17 protein-coding genes are annotated in these 17,312 nt (G+C 72.3%); 8 read left to right on the top strand and 9 right to left on the bottom strand.

Features of this window, described 5'->3' with window-relative positions; genetic code table 11:
- Positions 1 to 49 precede the first annotated feature (49 nt).
- Positions 50 to 1,621: a hydantoinase/oxoprolinase N-terminal domain-containing protein gene (locus FKD65_RS15355; protein WP_141578148.1), complete on the bottom strand. Its 1,572-nt coding sequence runs from the start codon at positions 1,619 to 1,621 to the stop codon at positions 50 to 52.
- Positions 1,614 to 2,675 (bottom strand): DUF917 domain-containing protein, encoded by a 1,062-nt coding sequence (locus FKD65_RS15350; protein ID WP_240810161.1) that lies wholly within the window; start codon positions 2,673 to 2,675, stop codon positions 1,614 to 1,616. Before FKD65_RS15350 ends, FKD65_RS15355 begins: the two co-directional genes overlap by 8 nt.
- Before the next feature lie 119 nt (positions 2,676 to 2,794).
- Here FKD65_RS15350 and FKD65_RS15345 point away from each other — a divergent pair, with 119 nt between their 5' ends.
- A complete protein-coding gene (locus tag FKD65_RS15345; RefSeq protein ID WP_141578147.1) occupies positions 2,795 to 4,273 on the top strand; it encodes a helix-turn-helix domain-containing protein in 1,479 nt (492 codons plus the stop codon).
- 410 nt (positions 4,274 to 4,683) lie between these two features.
- On the opposite strand, the gene FKD65_RS15340 is transcribed toward FKD65_RS15345, so the two are convergent.
- Positions 4,684 to 5,184 carry a hypothetical protein gene (locus FKD65_RS15340; protein ID WP_141578146.1) on the bottom strand — a complete coding sequence of 167 codons (501 nt, stop codon included), beginning with the start codon at positions 5,182 to 5,184 and terminating at the stop codon, positions 4,684 to 4,686.
- Positions 5,185 to 5,389: 205 nt separating this feature from the next.
- Complete coding sequence (locus tag FKD65_RS15335; RefSeq protein ID WP_141578145.1) at positions 5,390 to 5,767, bottom strand: ATP-binding protein; 378 nt, start codon at positions 5,765 to 5,767, stop codon at positions 5,390 to 5,392.
- Positions 5,768 to 6,104: 337 nt separating this feature from the next.
- Here FKD65_RS15335 and rnc point away from each other — a divergent pair, with 337 nt between their 5' ends.
- The 4 genes from rnc to FKD65_RS15315 all read left to right on the top strand — a co-directional run bounded on the left by rnc (position 6,105) and on the right by FKD65_RS15315 (position 8,635).
- Positions 6,105 to 6,818: a ribonuclease III gene (gene rnc, locus FKD65_RS15330; RefSeq protein WP_168221051.1), complete on the top strand. Its 714-nt coding sequence runs from the start codon at positions 6,105 to 6,107 to the stop codon at positions 6,816 to 6,818.
- Between the two features lie 205 nt (positions 6,819 to 7,023).
- Positions 7,024 to 7,485, top strand: a complete 462-nt coding sequence (locus FKD65_RS15325) for a hypothetical protein (RefSeq protein ID WP_141578143.1) — start codon at positions 7,024 to 7,026, stop codon at positions 7,483 to 7,485.
- Positions 7,486 to 7,515: 30 nt separating this feature from the next.
- A complete protein-coding gene (locus FKD65_RS15320) occupies positions 7,516 to 7,935 on the top strand; it encodes a DUF3592 domain-containing protein (RefSeq protein WP_141578142.1) in 420 nt (139 codons plus the stop codon).
- 85 nt (positions 7,936 to 8,020) lie between these two features.
- Positions 8,021 to 8,635, top strand: a complete 615-nt coding sequence (locus FKD65_RS15315; protein ID WP_240810160.1) for an A24 family peptidase — start codon at positions 8,021 to 8,023, stop codon at positions 8,633 to 8,635.
- A gap of 4 nt (positions 8,636 to 8,639) precedes the next feature.
- On the opposite strand, the gene FKD65_RS15310 is transcribed toward FKD65_RS15315, so the two are convergent.
- Positions 8,640 to 10,400: an LCP family protein gene (locus FKD65_RS15310; protein WP_141578140.1), complete on the bottom strand. Its 1,761-nt coding sequence runs from the start codon at positions 10,398 to 10,400 to the stop codon at positions 8,640 to 8,642.
- A gap of 179 nt (positions 10,401 to 10,579) precedes the next feature.
- Between FKD65_RS15310 and FKD65_RS15305 the strand changes: the two genes are divergently transcribed.
- The gene (locus tag FKD65_RS15305; RefSeq protein WP_168221050.1) at positions 10,580 to 11,428 is read left to right on the top strand and encodes a serine/threonine-protein kinase; all 849 of its coding nucleotides are present in this window, start codon (positions 10,580 to 10,582) and stop codon (positions 11,426 to 11,428) included.
- A gap of 18 nt (positions 11,429 to 11,446) precedes the next feature.
- On the opposite strand, the gene FKD65_RS15300 is transcribed toward FKD65_RS15305, so the two are convergent.
- The 4 genes from FKD65_RS15300 to FKD65_RS15285 all read right to left on the bottom strand — a co-directional run bounded on the left by FKD65_RS15300 (position 11,447) and on the right by FKD65_RS15285 (position 15,347).
- A complete protein-coding gene (locus FKD65_RS15300) occupies positions 11,447 to 12,988 on the bottom strand; it encodes an OmpA family protein (RefSeq protein WP_141578138.1) in 1,542 nt (513 codons plus the stop codon).
- A gap of 65 nt (positions 12,989 to 13,053) precedes the next feature.
- Positions 13,054 to 14,202: an OmpA family protein gene (locus FKD65_RS15295; protein ID WP_141578137.1), complete on the bottom strand. Its 1,149-nt coding sequence runs from the start codon at positions 14,200 to 14,202 to the stop codon at positions 13,054 to 13,056.
- A 6-nt stretch (positions 14,203 to 14,208) separates the two neighbouring features.
- Positions 14,209 to 14,793: an OmpA family protein gene (locus FKD65_RS15290; protein WP_141578136.1), complete on the bottom strand. Its 585-nt coding sequence runs from the start codon at positions 14,791 to 14,793 to the stop codon at positions 14,209 to 14,211.
- Complete coding sequence (locus FKD65_RS15285) at positions 14,790 to 15,347, bottom strand: hypothetical protein (protein ID WP_141578135.1); 558 nt, start codon at positions 15,345 to 15,347, stop codon at positions 14,790 to 14,792. Before FKD65_RS15285 ends, FKD65_RS15290 begins: the two co-directional genes overlap by 4 nt.
- A gap of 142 nt (positions 15,348 to 15,489) precedes the next feature.
- Here FKD65_RS15285 and FKD65_RS15280 point away from each other — a divergent pair, with 142 nt between their 5' ends.
- Positions 15,490 to 16,176 carry an XRE family transcriptional regulator gene (locus tag FKD65_RS15280; protein ID WP_141578134.1) on the top strand — a complete coding sequence of 229 codons (687 nt, stop codon included), beginning with the start codon at positions 15,490 to 15,492 and terminating at the stop codon, positions 16,174 to 16,176.
- 297 nt (positions 16,177 to 16,473) lie between these two features.
- Positions 16,474 to 17,304, top strand: a complete 831-nt coding sequence (locus tag FKD65_RS15275; protein ID WP_141578133.1) for a hypothetical protein — start codon at positions 16,474 to 16,476, stop codon at positions 17,302 to 17,304.
- The last annotated feature ends 8 nt before the right edge of the window (positions 17,305 to 17,312 follow it).

Genomic DNA, 17,312 nt, shown 5'->3' with positions numbered 1-17,312 from the left:
ACGGGATCTCCTTGCTGGGGGGACCGGACAGGGGGAGTGGGGGGCCGGGCTAGAGGTTGCCGAGCGGGCCGGCGGCCTTGACCCGCAGCCGCAGCGCGGGTTCGGGCAGGTAACTCATCGGTACTTCGGTGATCTCCACGACCTCCACTCCGGCCGGATCGGCTCCGGCCTGCACGGCCCGGCGGCCGGCGAGTTCGGACGCCTCCGCGATGGCCTCCCTGCGGCCCTCGCCGGCCGGGATGATGGTCTCAATGGTCCCGCTGACCATGGCGATCGCCGCGCCGACGGCGTTGGCCACGTCCCCGTGGGCGGGGCGGATCACCTCGGCGACGCCGGGCAGGGAGTCGGGGATCAGGAACGACCCGCCGCCCACCGCGATCAGCGGCTGGTCGGTCTTGCCGAGGGTCATCCGGTCGACCGCGTCCGCGAGCATCTGGTCGGCCGTCTCCACCGCCGAGCCGAGCGTGCCGCGCAGCCGTTCCGGGATCGGCGTGCCGGCCGGCGCGCCGCGCCCGGCCAGCGCCCCGGCGTCGGTCATGGTGGGGGTGTCGCCGCCGAAGGTCAGCGCCTCCTCGGTGATCCGGTACCCGACCGACCGCGGCCCGACCGCCCCGTCCGGCCCGACGACGGTGCCGCCGCCGAGCGCGAGCGCGAGGATGTCGGGCATCCGGAAGTTGGTCCGCACCCCGCCGATCTCGACGCCGGCCGACGACTCCCGGGGGAAGCCGGCGTGCAGCACGCCGAAGTCGGTCGAGGTGCCGCCCACGTCCGCGATGATCGCGTCGGTGAGGCCGGACAGGAACGCCGCGCCCCGGATGGAGTTGGCCGGGCCCGAGCCGATCGTCAGCACCGGGTACCGGACGGCGTAGTCGATCGCCATCAGGGTGCCGTCGTTCTGCGCGAAGTAGGTGGTGACGTCCAGTCCCCGCTCGGCGAGCGTGTGCTGCAGCCCGTCCCACACGGCGCTGATGACCCGGTAGAGGGCGGCGTTGAGGATCGTGGCGTTCTCCCGCTCCAGCAGCCCGAGCGTGCCGATCTCGTGGCTCATCGAGATGGGCACCGCGTCACCGAGCTCGTCTCGGACGATCTCGGCCGCCTCGATCTCCTGGTCGGAGAAGGCGGGGCTGAACACGCTCGTCAGCGCGATCGCGTCGGCCTCCTCGGCGATGTCGGCGAGCACGGCGCGCAGCGCGCCGGTGTCGAGCTCGGAGATCGGCCTGCCGTCGACGTAGTGGCCGCCGGGGAGCACGGCCGTGCGCGCCGTGATCGCGGCGGACAGGTCCGCCGGCCAGGACTGCGCCGGGGGCACCGAGGTGGTGGCCGGGCCGCCGAGCCGGATCGCGGCCACCTTGCCGAGTCCGCGCCGCTCCAGGATCGCGTTGGTGGCGTGCGTGGTGCCGAGCATCACCCGGCCCACCCGCCGGACGTCGTCGCCGAGCCGGTCGAGCACCGCGGTCAGCGCCGCGTGCAGGCCCGAGGTGACGTCGGGGGTGGTCGCCTGCTTCGTCCTGGCCAGGACCTCGCCCTTGGCGCTGAGGACGACCGCGTCGGTGTTGGTGCCGCCGACGTCGACGCCGATGCGCAGGTCCTGGGCGGCGGCGCCGGACGTAGGTTCAGCCATGGTTGAGCTCCTCCACGGGCGTGTAGTCGATGTCGTAGCCGAACGCCCGCGGGCCGGCCGTGGCGAGACCGCGCTCGGTCCGCCAGATCGGGTCGCACGGCCAGGACAGCACCGCCACCCGCTGTCCGTAGCGCAGCGACTCGGTCGAGATGGCGCCGGCGGTCTGCGCGTCCACCACGGTGATCAGGTCGGGGACGCAGGCGCGCGGCCGGCCGTCCTCCAGCGCGATCAGGTTCTCGTTCTGGATCTCCACCCGGAGCAGGCGGCCGCGGTCGTCGCCCGTGCCGTCGACGACCAGGCTGCCGCGGACGAACCCGCCGCCCGTCCGCCGCTCAACGTCGATGACCTTCCCGGTGATCAGGACGGTGGCGTCCAGCGTCGCGCACAGGGAACCGAGCGGGTCGGAGCCGTCCCGCACGGCGTGGCCGATCGCGAGGGCCTTGCTCACGGTCCCCTCGATGACCGCGCCCCGGGCCTGCGCGCCGGTCAGCACGTAGTCGGCCATCAGCGCGGACGCCCCGCTGGCGACGCAGACCGCGCGGGAGATGCGCTCCGACCACAGCCCGTCGACGGGGCGGACCATGGTGACGTTGCCCTGGACGTCGGCCAGGACGACGATGTTCACCGGCCGCTCCGCCACGTACATCGCGACCATCTGGACCTCGGGGAACGCCCGTCCCATGCCGTCGGCGTCGACCAGCGGCAGGCCGAGCCGCGCCGCCCAGCCGACCGGCCCGACGCCGTTCGAGCCGCCGATCTCGCACGCCATCACCGCGGCCACCGGACGGCCGAGGATCCGCTCGACCTCGTCCCGGATGAGCAGCGGCTCCTCCCCGCTCATGAGCATCTCGTGGGCGACGGTGGGCGCTCCGATCCCTGACAGCGGAAGGACGAGGCTGTCGTCGGGCACCTCCGACAGCGGGATGAGCGGCACCTCGCCGAACTCGTCGATCGCCCGGACCGCGGTCAGCGTGCCCGTCTCGACGTCCCCGCCGCCCCCGGTTCCCAGGATCGCGCAGCCGCGGGCGAGCGCCGGAACGTCGTCGAGAGTCACGCGACCGGTCCTCGAAGGTGTCATCTGCATGCTGGAAGAATGTCCCCACCGCCTGACCTGGCGGAAGGGTGGAGGGCACAAGGTTTCGCCAGTGTTTGTGCCAGTGGCACAATGCGGGGGTGTCCTTTGTCGCGGACCTGGTCGGGGCCGGTTCCCGGCTCCCCCTCACCCTGCTCGCCGGCCCGGCCGACGCCGTGCCGCTCACCTCCGTCACCGCGGTCGAGGTGCTGGCGCGGCTGCGGCGCGCCCCGGAGGGCGCACTGGTCGTCGTGACGGGCCGGTCGGCCGCGAGGGCCGCCGGATACGAACTCGACATCGCCGTCCGGACCGCCGCCGAACGCGGCGTGCCCGCGCTGGTGCTCATCGGCTGCGGACCGCTGCCGATCACCGCCGCCCGGCTGGCCGAACGGGCACGCCTGGCCGTGCTCGCGGCCGAAGAGGACTGCGACGTCGCCGAGCTCGTGCTCTACCTCGGCCAGGTGATCCGCGGCGACGCCGCCGACTCGCTCGCCCGCGCGCAGGCCGCGCTGCGGATCGTCCGCGAGGTCGGCGATTCCCCCGGCGCCGCCGGCGGCGACCGCGTCGCCGCGCTGCTGGAACGGGTCGGGGCGGTGCTCGGCCGAACCCTGACGACGACCGACGAGCCGGCGGGGCCGGCCGGCGTGGAGCCGATCTGGGTGGCGGGCCGCCGCCAGGGCGGCGTGACGGGTCCGCCCGACGACGCTGTCCGGCTGGTGCTTCCCGCGGTGGCCGCCGCGATCGGCCGGCTGCGGCAGTTCGCGCTGGAGCGGGAGACCGCGCCAGGCCAGACCCGGTCCGACATCCTCACCGAGTTGATCGTCACCGAGCGGGCCCAGGCGGGGGCACTGGCCGACCGGGCCCGGCTGCTCGGCCTGGCCGTCGACGACCTGCACACCGTGATCTGGATGACGCCGGACAGGCCGCCCGGCCCGGACCCCGCCGAACTCGCGGAACTGCGGCGGCTGTTCGACACCCTCACCCTGCGCACCCACCAGGCCCGGCAGCCGTCCGGCGAGGCGTGGAACCTGGCCCGCCTCGCCGCCGACATCGTGCTGGTCGGCACCGCCCGGACCGAGATCCGCCAGCCGCGCGCCCTCCTGCTGATCGACTCCGTGCGGGCCGCCGTGGCCGAGGAGCATCCCGGCACGGTGCTGCGCTTCGGGATCGGCACGGCGCAGCGCGGGATCGAAGGGCTGCGCCAGTCGGCCACCGAGGCCCGCGCGGCCGCGGCGATCGCCGTCCGCTCCCGCGAACTCGTCCACGCCTTCGACGCCGCGGGCATCAACCGGGTGCTCGCCCAGATCGCCACCTCGCCGCTCAGCCTCCGGGTGGTCGACGACCTGCTGCGGCCGCTCGACGCGCTCGGCCCGGAGCGGTCGGCCGAGGCCATCGCCACGCTGTGCGCCTATCTCGACGCGCGCGGCTCGTTGAAGGCCGCCGCCTCCCGGCTGGCGCTGCACCCGAACGCGGTCAACTACCGGATCAGGAAGATCGTCGAAAGGCTCGGCGCCGACCTGACCGACCCCGACACCGCGTTCGCCCTGCACCTCGCCTGCCGCGTCCGCCTCCGCGACTGACCCGGCGGCGGCCGGACGAGAAGAAGAACCGCCCTCGCCCCGGATGTCCGGGACGAGGGCGGTCTGTCGATCAGATCACCGCGGCCTCAGGCCGCGCCTTGATCACTTGGTCTCGACGTCGATGACGCCCTCGTCGGTGATGACGATGGTGCCCTCTTCGTTCTTGCCAATTTCCTTGGACATATCAATACCCCGTTTCAGTTGCAATCACATGTGAACAAAATGACGGGTCGCGAGGACCCGCATAGTGGACCGTGCGGAAGCCCGCCGAGGCGTCAACACGCTTTCTGGAATTTCTTCGAGCCGGGCGGGGGACTCCCGATCGGCGGCAGAAAGAAGTACCGGCCTCCACCCCGTCGGGGTGGAGGCCGGCCACTGCGTCGCCCGGATCGGTGGATGCCGGGCGTAGGTCAGGCGGTGGGCGGGGTCTCCTGGAAGTCCACCACGGCCCAGAAGGTCTTGCCCCGGCCGCTGTGGCCGAAAGCGCCGCACCGGAAGGTGCGCGAGATCAGCCGGACGACCCAGTTCCGCAGCGATCCCGCCGCGTCGGGCAGCTCGGGCATCTCGGGGTCAGGGCTGAACACCGTGATCAGGGGGTAGTGGAAGCCCCCGTCCTCGAACCAGCCCAGGGACAGGGTGCAGGCCGGCACGTGGGCCTGCACCACTCCCCGCATCGGCTGGCCGGATCCCTTGGCGATGCCGATCAGTTCCGTCACGATGTCCAGCACGTTGTTCTGCACCCTGCGGGGCAGGTCGGCGTAGATGCCGGACACCGCGCTCTCGACCGTCTTGGCCGTGGGCACCGCGTACGTGCACAGCTCGTCCCCGTTGAAGGCGGGCGCTCCAACGCCCATCTCGAACTCGGAGAACGGCCGCGGACGGTGTCCGATGACTCCGGTCAGGTCGCGCATGGAAAATGCTCCTTCGGTCTTGGTTGCGTGGCGAGAACTGGGAAGGTCCTCGCGGGGTCTACCGTCCGGACGCGATCACGGACGGCAACCTCCGGGGGCGTGAGGTGCGCGGACGAGAACCGGCCTCCGCCCTCGTGAGGGGGAGGCCGGTCGGGTCGGCGTCGTCTGGCCGCGTGCCCTCCGGACGGACGTGCCGGCGGCGCGGTCAGGAGGAGGTGGGGTGGTCCAGTTCGTACTCGGCCACCACGCACTTCCCGCTCTTGGTGGAGATGGCCCCGTAGAGGGCCAGTTGCTCGCGGATCATTGCCAGCCCCCGGCCGTCGAGGGCGGAATGGTCATCGAGGCCGCGAGCCCAGTCGGGCGGTGTCGGGTTGGGGTCGTACACCTCGATGCGGAGGTAGTACGACTTTCCGCGCCTGATGCCGGCCAGCTTCAGGACCACGTCCGCGGGGAACGCGTCCATGCTCTGGATCTCCTCGTCGGTCAGGTTCAGCCCGTGCCGGTAGGCGTTGGTGACCAGTTCGGTCACGACGAGCGTCGCCAGGTCCTCCCTGTCCGGCTGGCCGGCAAGGAGGATCTTCACCAGCCTTCGGGATGCCGCGGGCTGCGGGCCCCGCCTGGTGTGCCAGGAACCCACGCATGTGAATCCCCGCTCGGATACCTCGATCATGAGGTTCCTCTCTTCTGGATCTGTTTTGGATGGCCGCGAGACCTCGGAGATCTCGCGGAGTCGACCGTCCTCGCGTGCTCGTGTCCGGCAAGGAGCGCCGGGAGCGAGCCCGGCGGCCGGCAAGGAGAGCGGCCAGGGGCGGCGACCGTCGCGCCGGTGGAGTGTTGCGGCCGTTCGCGGTGGCCGCACGGTCTCTTGTGGATGCCCTAGGGGCCTCCACGACCTGTCGAAAAACAAGAAGGAGACGAGGATGACGGTCGAAGAATCGGCGCGGCGAGACGGTTCGGCACCGGGTCGAGAGGAACTGGCCGGTGTGTTCGGGGTCGCGCACGACGACCCGCTGTTCGAGCAGGCGCTGACGCACCGCTCCTTCGCCTACGAGAACGGCGGCCTCTCCGCTGACCAGCGCTTGGTCTTCGTGGGGGAGGCGGCTCTGCGAATGAGCATCACCGACCTCGTGTTCCACCGCCACCCCGAGGACGCGGAGGGTCCGCTGAGCCGGTTGCGGGCCGCAGCTGTCGCCGTTCCGGCGCTGGCGGGAGTGGCCCGATCGCTCGGAGTCGGGCCCCACATCCGGCTGGGGCGCGGCGAGCAGGCCGGCGGTGGAATGGACAAGGACTCCATTCTTGCCGACACGCTGACCGCGCTGATCGGAGTGGTTCACCTGCAACGCGGCATGGACGGAGTCTCCGCCCTGGTGCGCCCGTTGTTCGGCGAACTCGTCGGACGGCTGGCGCTGCTGGGCGAGGGGCTGGACTGGAAGAGCGCGCTGCAGGCCCTCGCCACCCGCAAGGGCCTGGGGGAGCCTGAGTACCGGCTCCACCGGAGCGGTCCGGAGCACAAGGCGTACTTCACGGTCTGGGTCCTGGTCGGCGGCGTCGAGTACGGCCCGGGCCACGGCAGCAAGGCCAAGGAGGCCGAGAAGCAGGCCGCTGAGGCCGCCTGGCACGCGCTCAACGAGTGAGTGGACGACCGGCTGTTCCCGTGGGCGACGCCCCCGGGGACGGCTCGAGCTGACAGCCTTCCTGTGAGCTCCTGACCGGAGACGGCCCCTTCCCAGGGGCCGTCTCGTTTTCGCCCGTTCTGTTCCTCGCGCCGATCGGAACCGGTTGCGCCTTCCGCCGGTCTCCGGACGGGTCCTCAGTGTGTTCTACCGTCGGAGTCCCGGGTTGGGTTGCATCGGGCTGATCGCCCGCATCGTGCTCCTCGTGATGATGGGCATCGTGTTGATCATCTGCGTGGCCAACCGTTCCTGGCTGCAGGCGAAGGCGGTCAACGCGATCTACGAGGACCGGCCCCGGATCCACGCCGGCAAGTACTTCGAGCCCGGTGCCACCGCGGTGGAGGACGGTGTGCGGCAGACGGCGGTGATGATCGACGACAAGCCGCACGTCCGGGTGAAGTCGCCGCCCGAGGAATGGCTGGACGAGCACAAGGGGGCCAAGTGCAAGAACCATGTCTGCACGGCCCCCGCGACCCATGAGTCGTTCACCGGCGGCGGCGCGATCGACATCGGCAGTGTCCTCGCCGGGCTGCTGCTGTGCTATTTCGTCTGGCTCCTGGTCAACGGCGATGACGACTACGACCCCCGCTACGACCCTCGTTATGACCGCCGCTACTACCGCCGCTGACCGTCGTCCCCGACTCGGCCGGCGCCGGTGATGTCGGTGTGGGTCTTCGTGGTCGTGATGGTCGCCTTCGGCGGGGCCTCCGTCTTCGGCGGGGTTCACCAGTACCGGACCAGCCGCGCGTTCCTGGCCCGCGCGCACCGGGTGCCGGGAATCGTCGTCGGGATCCACCGGGTCCCGGGGGACGACTCCTACGATCACTTCCCGGTGCTGCGGTTCCGGACGCTGGAGGGCGCCGAGATCGAGACGGTCGCCCAGAGCAGCGGCGGGTCCTTCGAGTTGGAACGGCTCGAGGGCCGTCCGGTCGCCGTCCTCTACGACCCGCGGGATCCGCGGGCCGCGCGGATGGACACGAGGTCCGGCCGGGCCCTGGCCGCTTCGGCGGGCGCGGTCGCCGTCGGCTGCGTCTTCGCGCTGGTCGGCATCGCCGTCCTGATCGCTGCCGTGACCTAGCCCGAGGACGGTTGACGCTCCGGGCGGTTATGGTGCCGGGGGCCGTGCAGATGCCGGATCGGGGCGAGGGGCGATGGTCGCGTTCATGTTGGTGCCCGTCGGGTTCGTGGTCGGCGTGCTCGCGGCGCCGTTGGCGGCGCCGTACGCGGGCGAGGTCACGCGCCGGAGCCGGGCCGTGGCGGGGCTGGTCACGGCGGCCCTGTTCGGCGTGCTCGGGTGGCGGGTCGGGATGGAGCCCGTCCTGCCCGCGCTGCTGTACCTCGCGGCCGCCGGCACCCTGCTCGGCTTCGTCGACGTCGCGGTGAGGCGGCTGCCCGACCGGTTGACGCTCCCCTCCTACGGGGTCGCGGCGGCGCTGCTCGCCGCGGCCGCGCCGTTCAGCGAGGACGGCCCGCAGCGGTTCGCGCACGCGCTCGTCGGCATGGCCGCGCTGTTCGCGCTGTACTTCGCGCAGGCGCTCGCGGTCCCGTCCGGGATCGGGATGGGGGACGTCAAGCTGTCCGGCGTGCTCGGCCTCTACCTCGGCTGGTTCGGGCGGGACGCCTGGATCGCCGGCCTGCTGACGACCTACCTGCTCGGCGGCCTCGCCGCCCTGGGCATCATGATCGTCCGGCGGTCGCGCAAGGGCGAGTTCCCGTTCGGCCCGTGCATGCTCGCCGGTGCGCTCGTCGCGGTGCTGTCCTTCGCCGCGACGGGCTGAGGCGTCAGTCGCAGAGCCCGCGCCCGGCTCTCACCCCGCCGTTGATCTTGTTGATGGCGGGCGGAGCGAGCCGCAGGCCGTTCCGCCCGATGACGAGCCGCACCCCCGCCGGCGGCCCGGCCGGATCGGCGGTGAGCAGCGCGTCGGGGACGTCCCGCGCGAGCGCCGTCGCCTGCGCCTCGCCCGACGGCGCGTAGACGATGCGGCTCTCCGGCGCGGCGGCGGCCTTCTCCGCCTTCCCCGCCACCTTGTAGCCCCGCAGCCGCAGCTGCCGCATGACCCGCTTCACCAGGGGGTCGCGTGCCCCCGCGTCGACGACGGTGACGTGCACCTTGCCGGGCGCGGGCGGCTGGGGCGCGGCCTGGGCGGGCTTCGGGGGCTCGGCGGGCAGCCGGTCGTCGCGCCGGATCGCCTCGAACAGCGGCTTCGCCAGCTCCTCGTCCCACTGGACGCGGTTCGGGTCGGGCGCGTACCCCTTCACCGGGACGGTCACGAACCGCACCTGGCCCGCGCTCATCCCCTTGAGCCCGTCCGCCAGCTTGCGCATGCCCGCGAGATCGAGGTCGTCGTCGGTGGTCATCGACTTCGTCGCGGCCTTGAGGAACTTGTACGTCTTCGCCGGGTCGGTGAGGACGGACCCGCTCGTGGCCTTGTCGACGACCGCCGCCATGAACTTCTGCTGCCGTTCGATCCGCTCCAGGTCGGAGCCGTCGCCGAGCGAGTAGCGCGCCCGGACGTACCCGAGCGCGTCGTCGCCCTTCACGGTCTGCTTGCCAGCCTTCAGGTACAGCTCGGCGCGCGGGTCGTTCACGGGCTTGTCCACGCAGATCTCGACGCCGCCCAGAGCGTCCACCATCCGCTTGAACCCGGCGAAGTCGACCTGCACGAAATGGTCGATGTGGATGCCGGTGGCCGACTCCAGCATCTTCCAGGTGCACGTCGGACCCGCGTACGCGAACGCCGCGTTCAGCATTCCGAACTGCGCCGGGACGGTGCCGCCCTTCTCCTTCTCGCACGACGGGATCTTCACCATGGAGTCGCGCGGGAAGCTGATCCCGACCGCCTGGTCCCGGTTCGGCGACAGGTGCAGCAGGATCGTGGTGTCCGACCGCGCCCCCGCCATTCCGGGCACCGCGTACTCGGAGTTCTCGCCCTCGCGCGTGTCGGATCCGATCAGGAGGATGTTGAGCGACTTGTTCAGCTTCTTCGGCCGGTTCACGCCGAGCTTGTCGCTGACGTGCTTCTGCTCGATCCCGCCGACCAGGTCGTGGTAGAGCCACGCCGCCGCGCCGCCCCCGGCCAGCAGTACGGCGACCGCGCCGACCGCGACCCGGCGCAGCCCTTTCCGCCGCCGTCCGCCCCGCCCGGTCCCGGCGGGCGGGGCCTCGTCCGGCCGGCCTTCCTCCGCCGGGGCGTCCTCCGCCCCGGCGTCCTTCCCTTCGCCGGCCACCGGCTCTTCCGGCGCTTCGGCGCCCCCGTCGTCCTGGTCGGACGTGTCCGGGCCGGCAGGGGATTCGGCGGGCGGAGCGCCGCCGTTCTCGTCGTCTTCCTCCGTCATCGAGCCGCCGGATTCGGCGGCCGTCTCCGCGTCCCCGGGTGCGCCGGGCGCGTCCGAGGCCGCCGGTTCCCTGCCGGAGTCCGCGGAATCGTCGCCGGGCCCCGGAGCCTCCGGCGCGGTGCCGCCGCCGGTTTCCGAGGCCGCCGGTGTCGTACGGGCGGCCTCGTCCCCCGCGAGGTCTTCGCGGCGCGGGTCTTTGTCGCTCATCGGTCCGTTCCGGGGCCGGCCCTGTGGGGGCACGTGGTCTGAGTCGGGTCAGTCTAGGGAGGGTCGGACCGCGGGGAGTCTGTGCCTCCTTTTGTTAGATGCGCAGAACGTCCGTTCTGTTGACAAGGAGGCGGGAATCCGGGGACCCGTGCCGGGCGGTTTTCCGTACGATCGGTGCCGTGGACTCGGGGTGGGTGATCGGCGGTCGGTTCGCCATGCTCGACCGGATCGGAGCGGGAGGGACGAGCCGCGTGTGGCGCGCCTACGACCACGCGGAGACGCGGTACTGCGCGGCCAAGCTCGTCCGGCAGAAGGGGCCCACGTCCATGCTGCGGGTCGTCCGGGAACGGGCGCTGCGGCTGGCCCATCCCCATGTGCTGACGCCCTACGCCTCGTGCATGGCGTACGACGACGTGCTCCTCGCCATGGACCTCGTGCGCGGAGGCTCCCTGGAGACGCTCCTCGGCGACTACGGCAGGCTGCCGCCCGAGTACGCGGCCGAGGTCCTCGACCAACTGCTGGCCGCGCTCAGCCACATCCACGGCGCCGGGGTCGTCCACCGGGACGTCAAGCCCGCCAACCTGCTGCTGGAGCCGAGCCCGGTCGGGGCGCCGCACGTCCGGCTGGCCGACTTCGGGATCGCGCTGGGGGAGGACGACCTGCGCTTCACCACCACCGGGTTCGCGGTGGGGACGCCGGGCTACCTCGCGCCCGAGGTGCTCGACTGGGACCGGCCCGGCCCGCGCCAGGACCTGTACGCCGCCGGCATGGTCGCCTGGCGGATGCTGACCGGGGCCGGGGACCCGGTGCCGCGCCAGCGGATCGGCCCGCCGCCTCCCGGGGTGCCGCCCAGGCTGTGGACGGTGGTCGCCCATCTGTGCGAGGCCGACCCGGCGCGGCGCCCGGGCCACGCCGACGCCGCGCGCCGGGAACTGGACGCGTGCGGGTTGGAGCTGCGGTTCCCCGTGCGCACGCTGGACGGCGAGCCCCTGCAGGTCTTCGACCACCTGGGCCCGCCGCCCCGCTGACCCGTCACTCCGCTCGTGTCACCGCACGGGGACGTTGGGGATCTGCCCGAAAGGCCCCGCGTTGAAGGTCACGGCCCGGACGCCCGCGGGGGGAGCGGGCACATAGAAGAAGCCGCGGTTGCCGGCACCTGGATCGTGCCTGAACGCGGCCCGGCCGGGGTCGACGTAGGCGCCGCCGTCCTTGCCCAGGCGGACGCCGCGGTAGACGAGCCGCGTGGCCGGGTCGGTGACGGAGAAGTCGCCGAAGGGCCCTCCGCCGGACGTCGAGTAGCCCTCCAGCTCGCTCGGTCCCCCGTCGGGGCCGAGGTTGACGATGTCGAACACGGCGACGAGGTAGGCGCCGTCGCGGTAGAAGGGCTTCACGTCGATGCGGCGCTTGTCCCCGGCGCCCTGGCCGAAGGACGCGTGGCGACTGGCCACCGTCGGGCCGTCCGGACGGAACGGGGCCGGTGGGCCGGCGTCGCCGCCCGGGTTCGCCCGCGGTCCGCCGGACGCGGTGGCGCCCGTCCCGGTCGCCTGCCGCCTGATCTGGTAGGAGATCTCGACGCGGCGGTTCTTCTGGCGGGCCTGCGCGTCGTCGAGCCCGCCCTCCTTCGCGACGGGCTCGGCCTCGCCCTTGCCTTCGGCCCTGTACTGGTAGGCGGTGCCGAGGCGCGCCTGGAGCTCCTTAAGGACGGCGTCCGCGCGGCGTCGGGAGAGGGACATGTTGTAGTCGTGGCCGCCCTTGCCGTCCGTGTGCCCGGTGATGAGGACCGGCGGCTTGGACGGGTCGGCCTTCGCCCTGGTCTCGGCGGCCACCTCGTCCAGGATCGCCTTGGCCCGGGCCGAGAGCGTGGCCTTGTCGAAGTCGAACAGCACGTCGGTGCGCAGGCCGACCTTCTCCTCGGTGGCGCTGCTCGTGGTGGACTTCACCTCGCCCTCGGTGATGCCGTAGAGGTCGAACGCGCCGCCCTTCGCCGGTCCGTCCAGCCCGCGCACCGGCCACGCCACCCGGCTGCCGGGCGCGGGCCTGTCGAAGAAGTCGGGAACCGGGGCGGCCGGCTTGACCGGGCCCTGGCCGTCGACCACGGGGACCCCGGTGAACTCTCCGGCGCTCGTCGGGGTGACGACGGTCATGCGGTCCAGCGACGCGGGCAGCGCCGGGAACGCCAGGATCGTCTCGTAGCGCGCTCCTGGGAAGGCGGACATGATGAACAGGTCGCTCCCCACGGTCTTGCCCTCGCCGTTCCCGTCGTAGAGCGGTGTGTACGCCTTGTGGCCGACGGGGTCGACCAGCATGAAGTGCAGGTTGCCGTACGCCGATCCGCCGATCGCGGTCCCGAAGGAGAAGTGCGCCGGCTCCGTGCCCGGGTTCGTCAGGTAGAAGCGCAGCACCGAGCGGTCGCCGCGCCGCTCCACCTGCTGCATCTCGATCCGCGAGTGGCCGCCGCCCAGCGCCGACCAGGCGTCCTTGGCGATGGGGCCGGTGTACGGCTTCGGCCTCTCCTCACCGCCGCCCGAGCATCCCGCCAAGACCATCGGCAGGAGGAGTAAGGCGGGGACGATTCTTCCAGTGCGCATGGGGGCACCTTTCGAGTCGGCTTCTACGGATGCGCGATGCGGGATGCGGGGTGCGGTGCGGGACTCTAGCGGGCGGCGGAGATGACCACGCGGCGGTTCTTCGCGCGGCCCCCGGGGTCGTCGGAGCCGTCCGGCTTGGTGTTGGGGAAGGCCGGTTTGGTCTCGCCGTAGCCGGCGGCCTTGAGACGGGACCGGTCGATGCCGCCCTCGGTGGCCAGCCAGTCGACGATGGCCTTGGCGCGCCGCTCGGAGAGGGCCTGGTTGGCCGCCGTGTCGCCCTTGGCGTCGGTGTGGCCGTCGACCTGGACGGGCGCGTCGGACGGCACCTCCTTGCGCAGCGACTTGACGATCTCCTTCAGGCCTTCCGCGGCGGCGGGCTTGATGTCGGCCTTGCCGAAGTCGAAGAGGACGTCCGACTCGATGTTGTAGGCGATGCTGTCGTCGCCCTTGATGACCTGCCCGGGGCCTGCGACGTAGGACTTGAGGGTCGCCCCGGGGACGCTGACCCCCGGGATGCTGACGCCCGGGACCGACACGCCCGGGACGGTGGCCGACGGGATGCACTCGCCCTTGTCATTGCAGGCACGCGGACGGTACAGCGAAGCGCGGTAGACGGAGGACCGGTAGAGGGAGGACCGGTAGAGCGACGCCCTGTACACGGAGCTGACGTACTCGCCCTCCTTGGACGGCCTGGTCTGGCAGACCTCGTCCTGCGTGACGGCCGGCTGGGTGACCGCTTCGCTCGACACGGACCCCTGCTCGACCGGCGGGACGTCGATCCCAGGGGCCGTCACACCGGGGATCCGCGCGGCGGGGATCGTCACGCCGGGGATCGAGGTCCCCGGAATGGCGACCGCTCCAAGGCAGCCGCCCGGGGCGGGCCTGTGCTCGACGCACTGGGCCGGGACGCGCTGGGCGGGGATGTCCACGCCCGGGACCGTCACGTCCGGGATCCGCCGGCCACCGATCACGGCGCCCGGGATCCGCACCGGATCGCTGTGCACGGCCGGGATCTCGACGGCCTGGATCAGCTCGCCGCCGGTGCAGCTCGTCGGCTCGGGCGTGGTGGCGGACGGCGACGGTGAGGGTGATGCCGAAGCCGCGGCCGTCCGGTCATGGCCGCCATCGGCCTTCTCCGGTTCGCCGCCGCACGCGGCCAGGAGCAGACAGGCCGCCAGGAGGACGGCGGGTCCTCGCGATATGCGCCCTCGCACGGTGGTTCAGCCCTTCTCGTAAGTGATCTCGACGCGGCGGTTCTTGGCGCGCCCTTCCGGGTCGTCCTTGCCGCCCTGCTCGTTCGGGGCGACGGGCCTGGTCTCGCCGTAGCCCCTGGCCTCGATCCGCAGGCCCGTGCCCTTCAGGGCGTCCGCCAGCGCGGCCTCGACGGCTTCGGCGCGCCGCTCGGACAGCGCCAGGTTGTAGGCGGGCTCGCCGACCGAGTCGGAGTGCCCGGACACCTGGACGGCGCCCCGGGCGCCGCGGAGGCGGGGAGCCAGCGCGGCCACGCGGCGGCGGGCGGCGTCGGTGAGCGTCGCCTTGCCGAAGTCGAACAGGACGTCCGCCGAGATGCGGACGGTGACGTGCCCCCCATCTGCCTCTTCCTCCTCCAGGGGGACGACGGACTGCCGGAGGTCGATGCCGTACACGGCGGTGCCGGCGCCGATGGAGAGGACGCTCTGGGCGAGGTTCTGGTCCGGCACGCTGGGGTCGGCCCCGGCGACGCCGGTCCCCGCCACGACGGGGACGGCGAGGGCGAGGGCCAGGGCTCCCGCGAGGACGGCCGGACGCCGCGGCGCGCGCCTCACCGCTGGACCGGGACGTCGCGGAACGTGGGCCACGAGCCGATCTGCACGTCGATGGCCTTCACGTTCTCGGGCGGGGCGGCGAAGGTGAAGTAGAACGGGGTGGCCTGGTCGTTCGTCATGCGGGTGAAGATGTCGTCGGTCTCCAGCTCCTTGCCCCCGGAGTCCTTCACCACGACGTACCGCTTGAGGTTCACCGGGTCGATCAGCGAGGTGCCGAGACCGTGCTCGCCGTTCAGCCCGTAGGCGTTGATCCGGCCCGGCTCGCCGCCCGGGACATGCGGGGTGAGCCGCACGGTGAGGGTGGCCAGCCTGCCCTTCACCTTGAGGCCCATGACGGCGATGTCGACCTTGGCTCCGCGCGCGGCGGGACTGTCGAAGGTGCCCTTCACCACCGGCTCGGTGGCGTTGTCGACGCTCGCCTTGCCCACCGAGCCCTCGGCGCCCCCGCCCCCGGACGAGGGCGACCCCGTCCCGGGCAGCGAGCAGCCGCCCAGGCCGCCCGCCACGAGCAGGGCCGCCGCGGCGGCGGCCGCCAGGCGATGTGCCAGCCCCATCGTCCGAACCTCCCGATCATCACATATGCAAATCGCTGTTTCCCGTGGCAACATGGCATCCTGCACGGCTCGCAAATGGGACCACCATGTGCGGCCGTGAATCTATCGTTTGCATTTGTGAATCGTCAAGGGGGTCGGCGGGGTGAGCGTCGCCGAGGACACGATCGCCCGGAACCGCGCGCTGCAGACCGAGTGGTACGGCGAGCCGCTCGGCGACCGGGTCCGGCCGCTGCTCGGCCGCCTCGCGATGTCGCAGTCCGGGCTCGCCGGCGTGCTCGGGCTGTCCGCGCCGATGCTCTCCCAGCTCATGTCGGGCCAGCGCGCCAAGATCAGCAACCCGGCCGTCCTGCACCGGCTGATGGCGGTCGAGGAGTTCGTGTCCGGTCCGGGCTTCGACGCGCTGCCCGCCGCCGACGTCCGGGCGCGGCTGGAGGAGATCAAGGCGGAGTCCGCGGCCACCACGTCGGGGGTGCGCGGCGCGGCATCCGGACGCGTTCCGGCGGGGCCCGGGCCCGCGGGCACGGGAGGCGCGCCGGCCCTCGGAGGCGCGGAGCGTCCCGCGGACACGGCGGGGCGCGCGGACGGGCGCGGTGCGGCCGAGCCGGCGAGGCTCGTCCAGGCCCTGCTGCGCGAGGTGGCCTCCGCCGCCGAGATCGAGGCGGCCGCCGCGCTCATCGCGGGCCGCTTCCCCGACCTCGCCGAGGTGCTGCGGGTGTACGGCACCGGCCGCACGGGCGAGGCCGAGGCGCACTTCGCCCGAACGGTGCTGAAGCAGACACCGGACGACCGGACGGTCATGCCGCGGCGGTCTCGTCTCGATTCTGTTTGATCATAACGACTGGTTATGGCTCCCGAGGGCCGCCAAGGGGCGCTGAGCGGGCTAAAGTCTGTGGTCAGGCTCACATATGGGTCTGCCTGTTATGTATGTCACAGGTCCAGGCGGGTGGCGTAAGGTCGCTTCGCTGGAAGCGCACACAAGGCGTCACCGCCCGGATGCGGCACCGGCTCCGGCCGCCGCCGCGGCCCGGCCGGGGGCGCCCGACCGGCGACCGAGGCGCGGACGGCCGCATGGTGCGCGCGGACCGTGGTACGGGGACACGACGACCCGAGCTCAGGAGAGCGATCGATGACCACTGTGGAGGCGCCGGCCAAGTCGCGCGCCCAGATCAAGGAACGCACCCTCCGCAAGGACAACTGGCGCCTGTATCCGGTCACGACCTTCGTGATCTTCACGGCCTGGGTGGTGTACGCGACCGTCCGGGCCTTCTGGGGCGCCGCGTTCTACGTGCCGGAGTTCCACTACCTGACGCCGTTCTACTCCCCGTGCCTCAACGACATCTGCAACGGCGTCACGGTGAACGGCCACACGGGCGACGCGGCGGAGTTCGGCACCTTCCTGCCGGCGAGCACCCGCGGCTGGATCCCGTTCGCGGCGATCTCGCTGCCGTTCCTGTTGCTGTTCCGGCTGACGTGCTACTACTACCGCAAGGCCTACTACCGCTCGTTCTGGGCCGCGCCGTCCGCGTGCGCCGTCCGCGAGCCGCACGCCAAGTACACCGGTGAGCGCCGCTTCCCCCTGATCGGCCAGAACCTGCACCGGTACTTCTGGCTCGCCGCCGTCCTGATCTCCCTCGTCAACACCTGGGACGCGGCGCGCGCCTTCCACGGCAAGGACGGCGGGTTCGGCATCGGGCTCGGCACGATCATCCTGGTCGCGAACGTGGTCCTGCTCTGGCTGTACACGCTGTCGTGCCACTCGTGCCGGCACATCGTCGGCGGGCGCCTGAAGAACTTCTCCAAGCACCCCTTCCGGTACCGGATGTGGGGCTGGGTGTCCAAGATCAACCAGCGGCACGGGATGTACGCCCTGATCACCCTGGGCTCGCTGGTGGTGGCCGACCTGTACGTCGCGCTGGTCGCCAGCGAGACCATCTCCGACCTGCGTATCTTCAACTGAGGCCGAGG

The sequence above is a fragment of the Actinomadura sp. WMMA1423 genome (assembly GCF_006547145.1).
In the GTDB taxonomy this organism is placed as follows: Bacteria; Actinomycetota; Actinomycetes; order Streptosporangiales; family Streptosporangiaceae; genus Spirillospora.
This window is presented reverse-complemented; position numbering and strand designations above follow the sequence as displayed.

Bases quoted from the DNA above. Each gene is read 5' to 3' on its own strand.
- FKD65_RS15320 (WP_141578142.1), top strand. From the start codon at position 7,516: ATGTCGGTGTGGGTCTTCGTGGTCGTGATGGTCGCCTTCGGCGGGGCC.
- FKD65_RS15300 (WP_141578138.1), bottom strand. From the start codon at position 12,988: ATGCGCACTGGAAGAATCGTCCCCGCCTTACTCCTCCTGCCGATGGTC.
- FKD65_RS15315 (WP_240810160.1), top strand. From the start codon at position 8,021: ATGTTGGTGCCCGTCGGGTTCGTGGTCGGCGTGCTCGCGGCGCCGTTG.
- FKD65_RS15285 (WP_141578135.1), bottom strand. From the start codon at position 15,347: ATGGGGCTGGCACATCGCCTGGCGGCCGCCGCCGCGGCGGCCCTGCTC.
- FKD65_RS15355 (WP_141578148.1), bottom strand. From the start codon at position 1,621: ATGGCTGAACCTACGTCCGGCGCCGCCGCCCAGGACCTGCGCATCGGC.
- FKD65_RS15340 (WP_141578146.1), bottom strand. From the start codon at position 5,184: ATGCGCGACCTGACCGGAGTCATCGGACACCGTCCGCGGCCGTTCTCC.
- FKD65_RS15310 (WP_141578140.1), bottom strand. From the start codon at position 10,400: ATGAGCGACAAAGACCCGCGCCGCGAAGACCTCGCGGGGGACGAGGCC.
- FKD65_RS15275 (WP_141578133.1), top strand. From the start codon at position 16,474: ATGACCACTGTGGAGGCGCCGGCCAAGTCGCGCGCCCAGATCAAGGAA.
- rnc (WP_168221051.1), top strand. From the start codon at position 6,105: ATGACGGTCGAAGAATCGGCGCGGCGAGACGGTTCGGCACCGGGTCGA.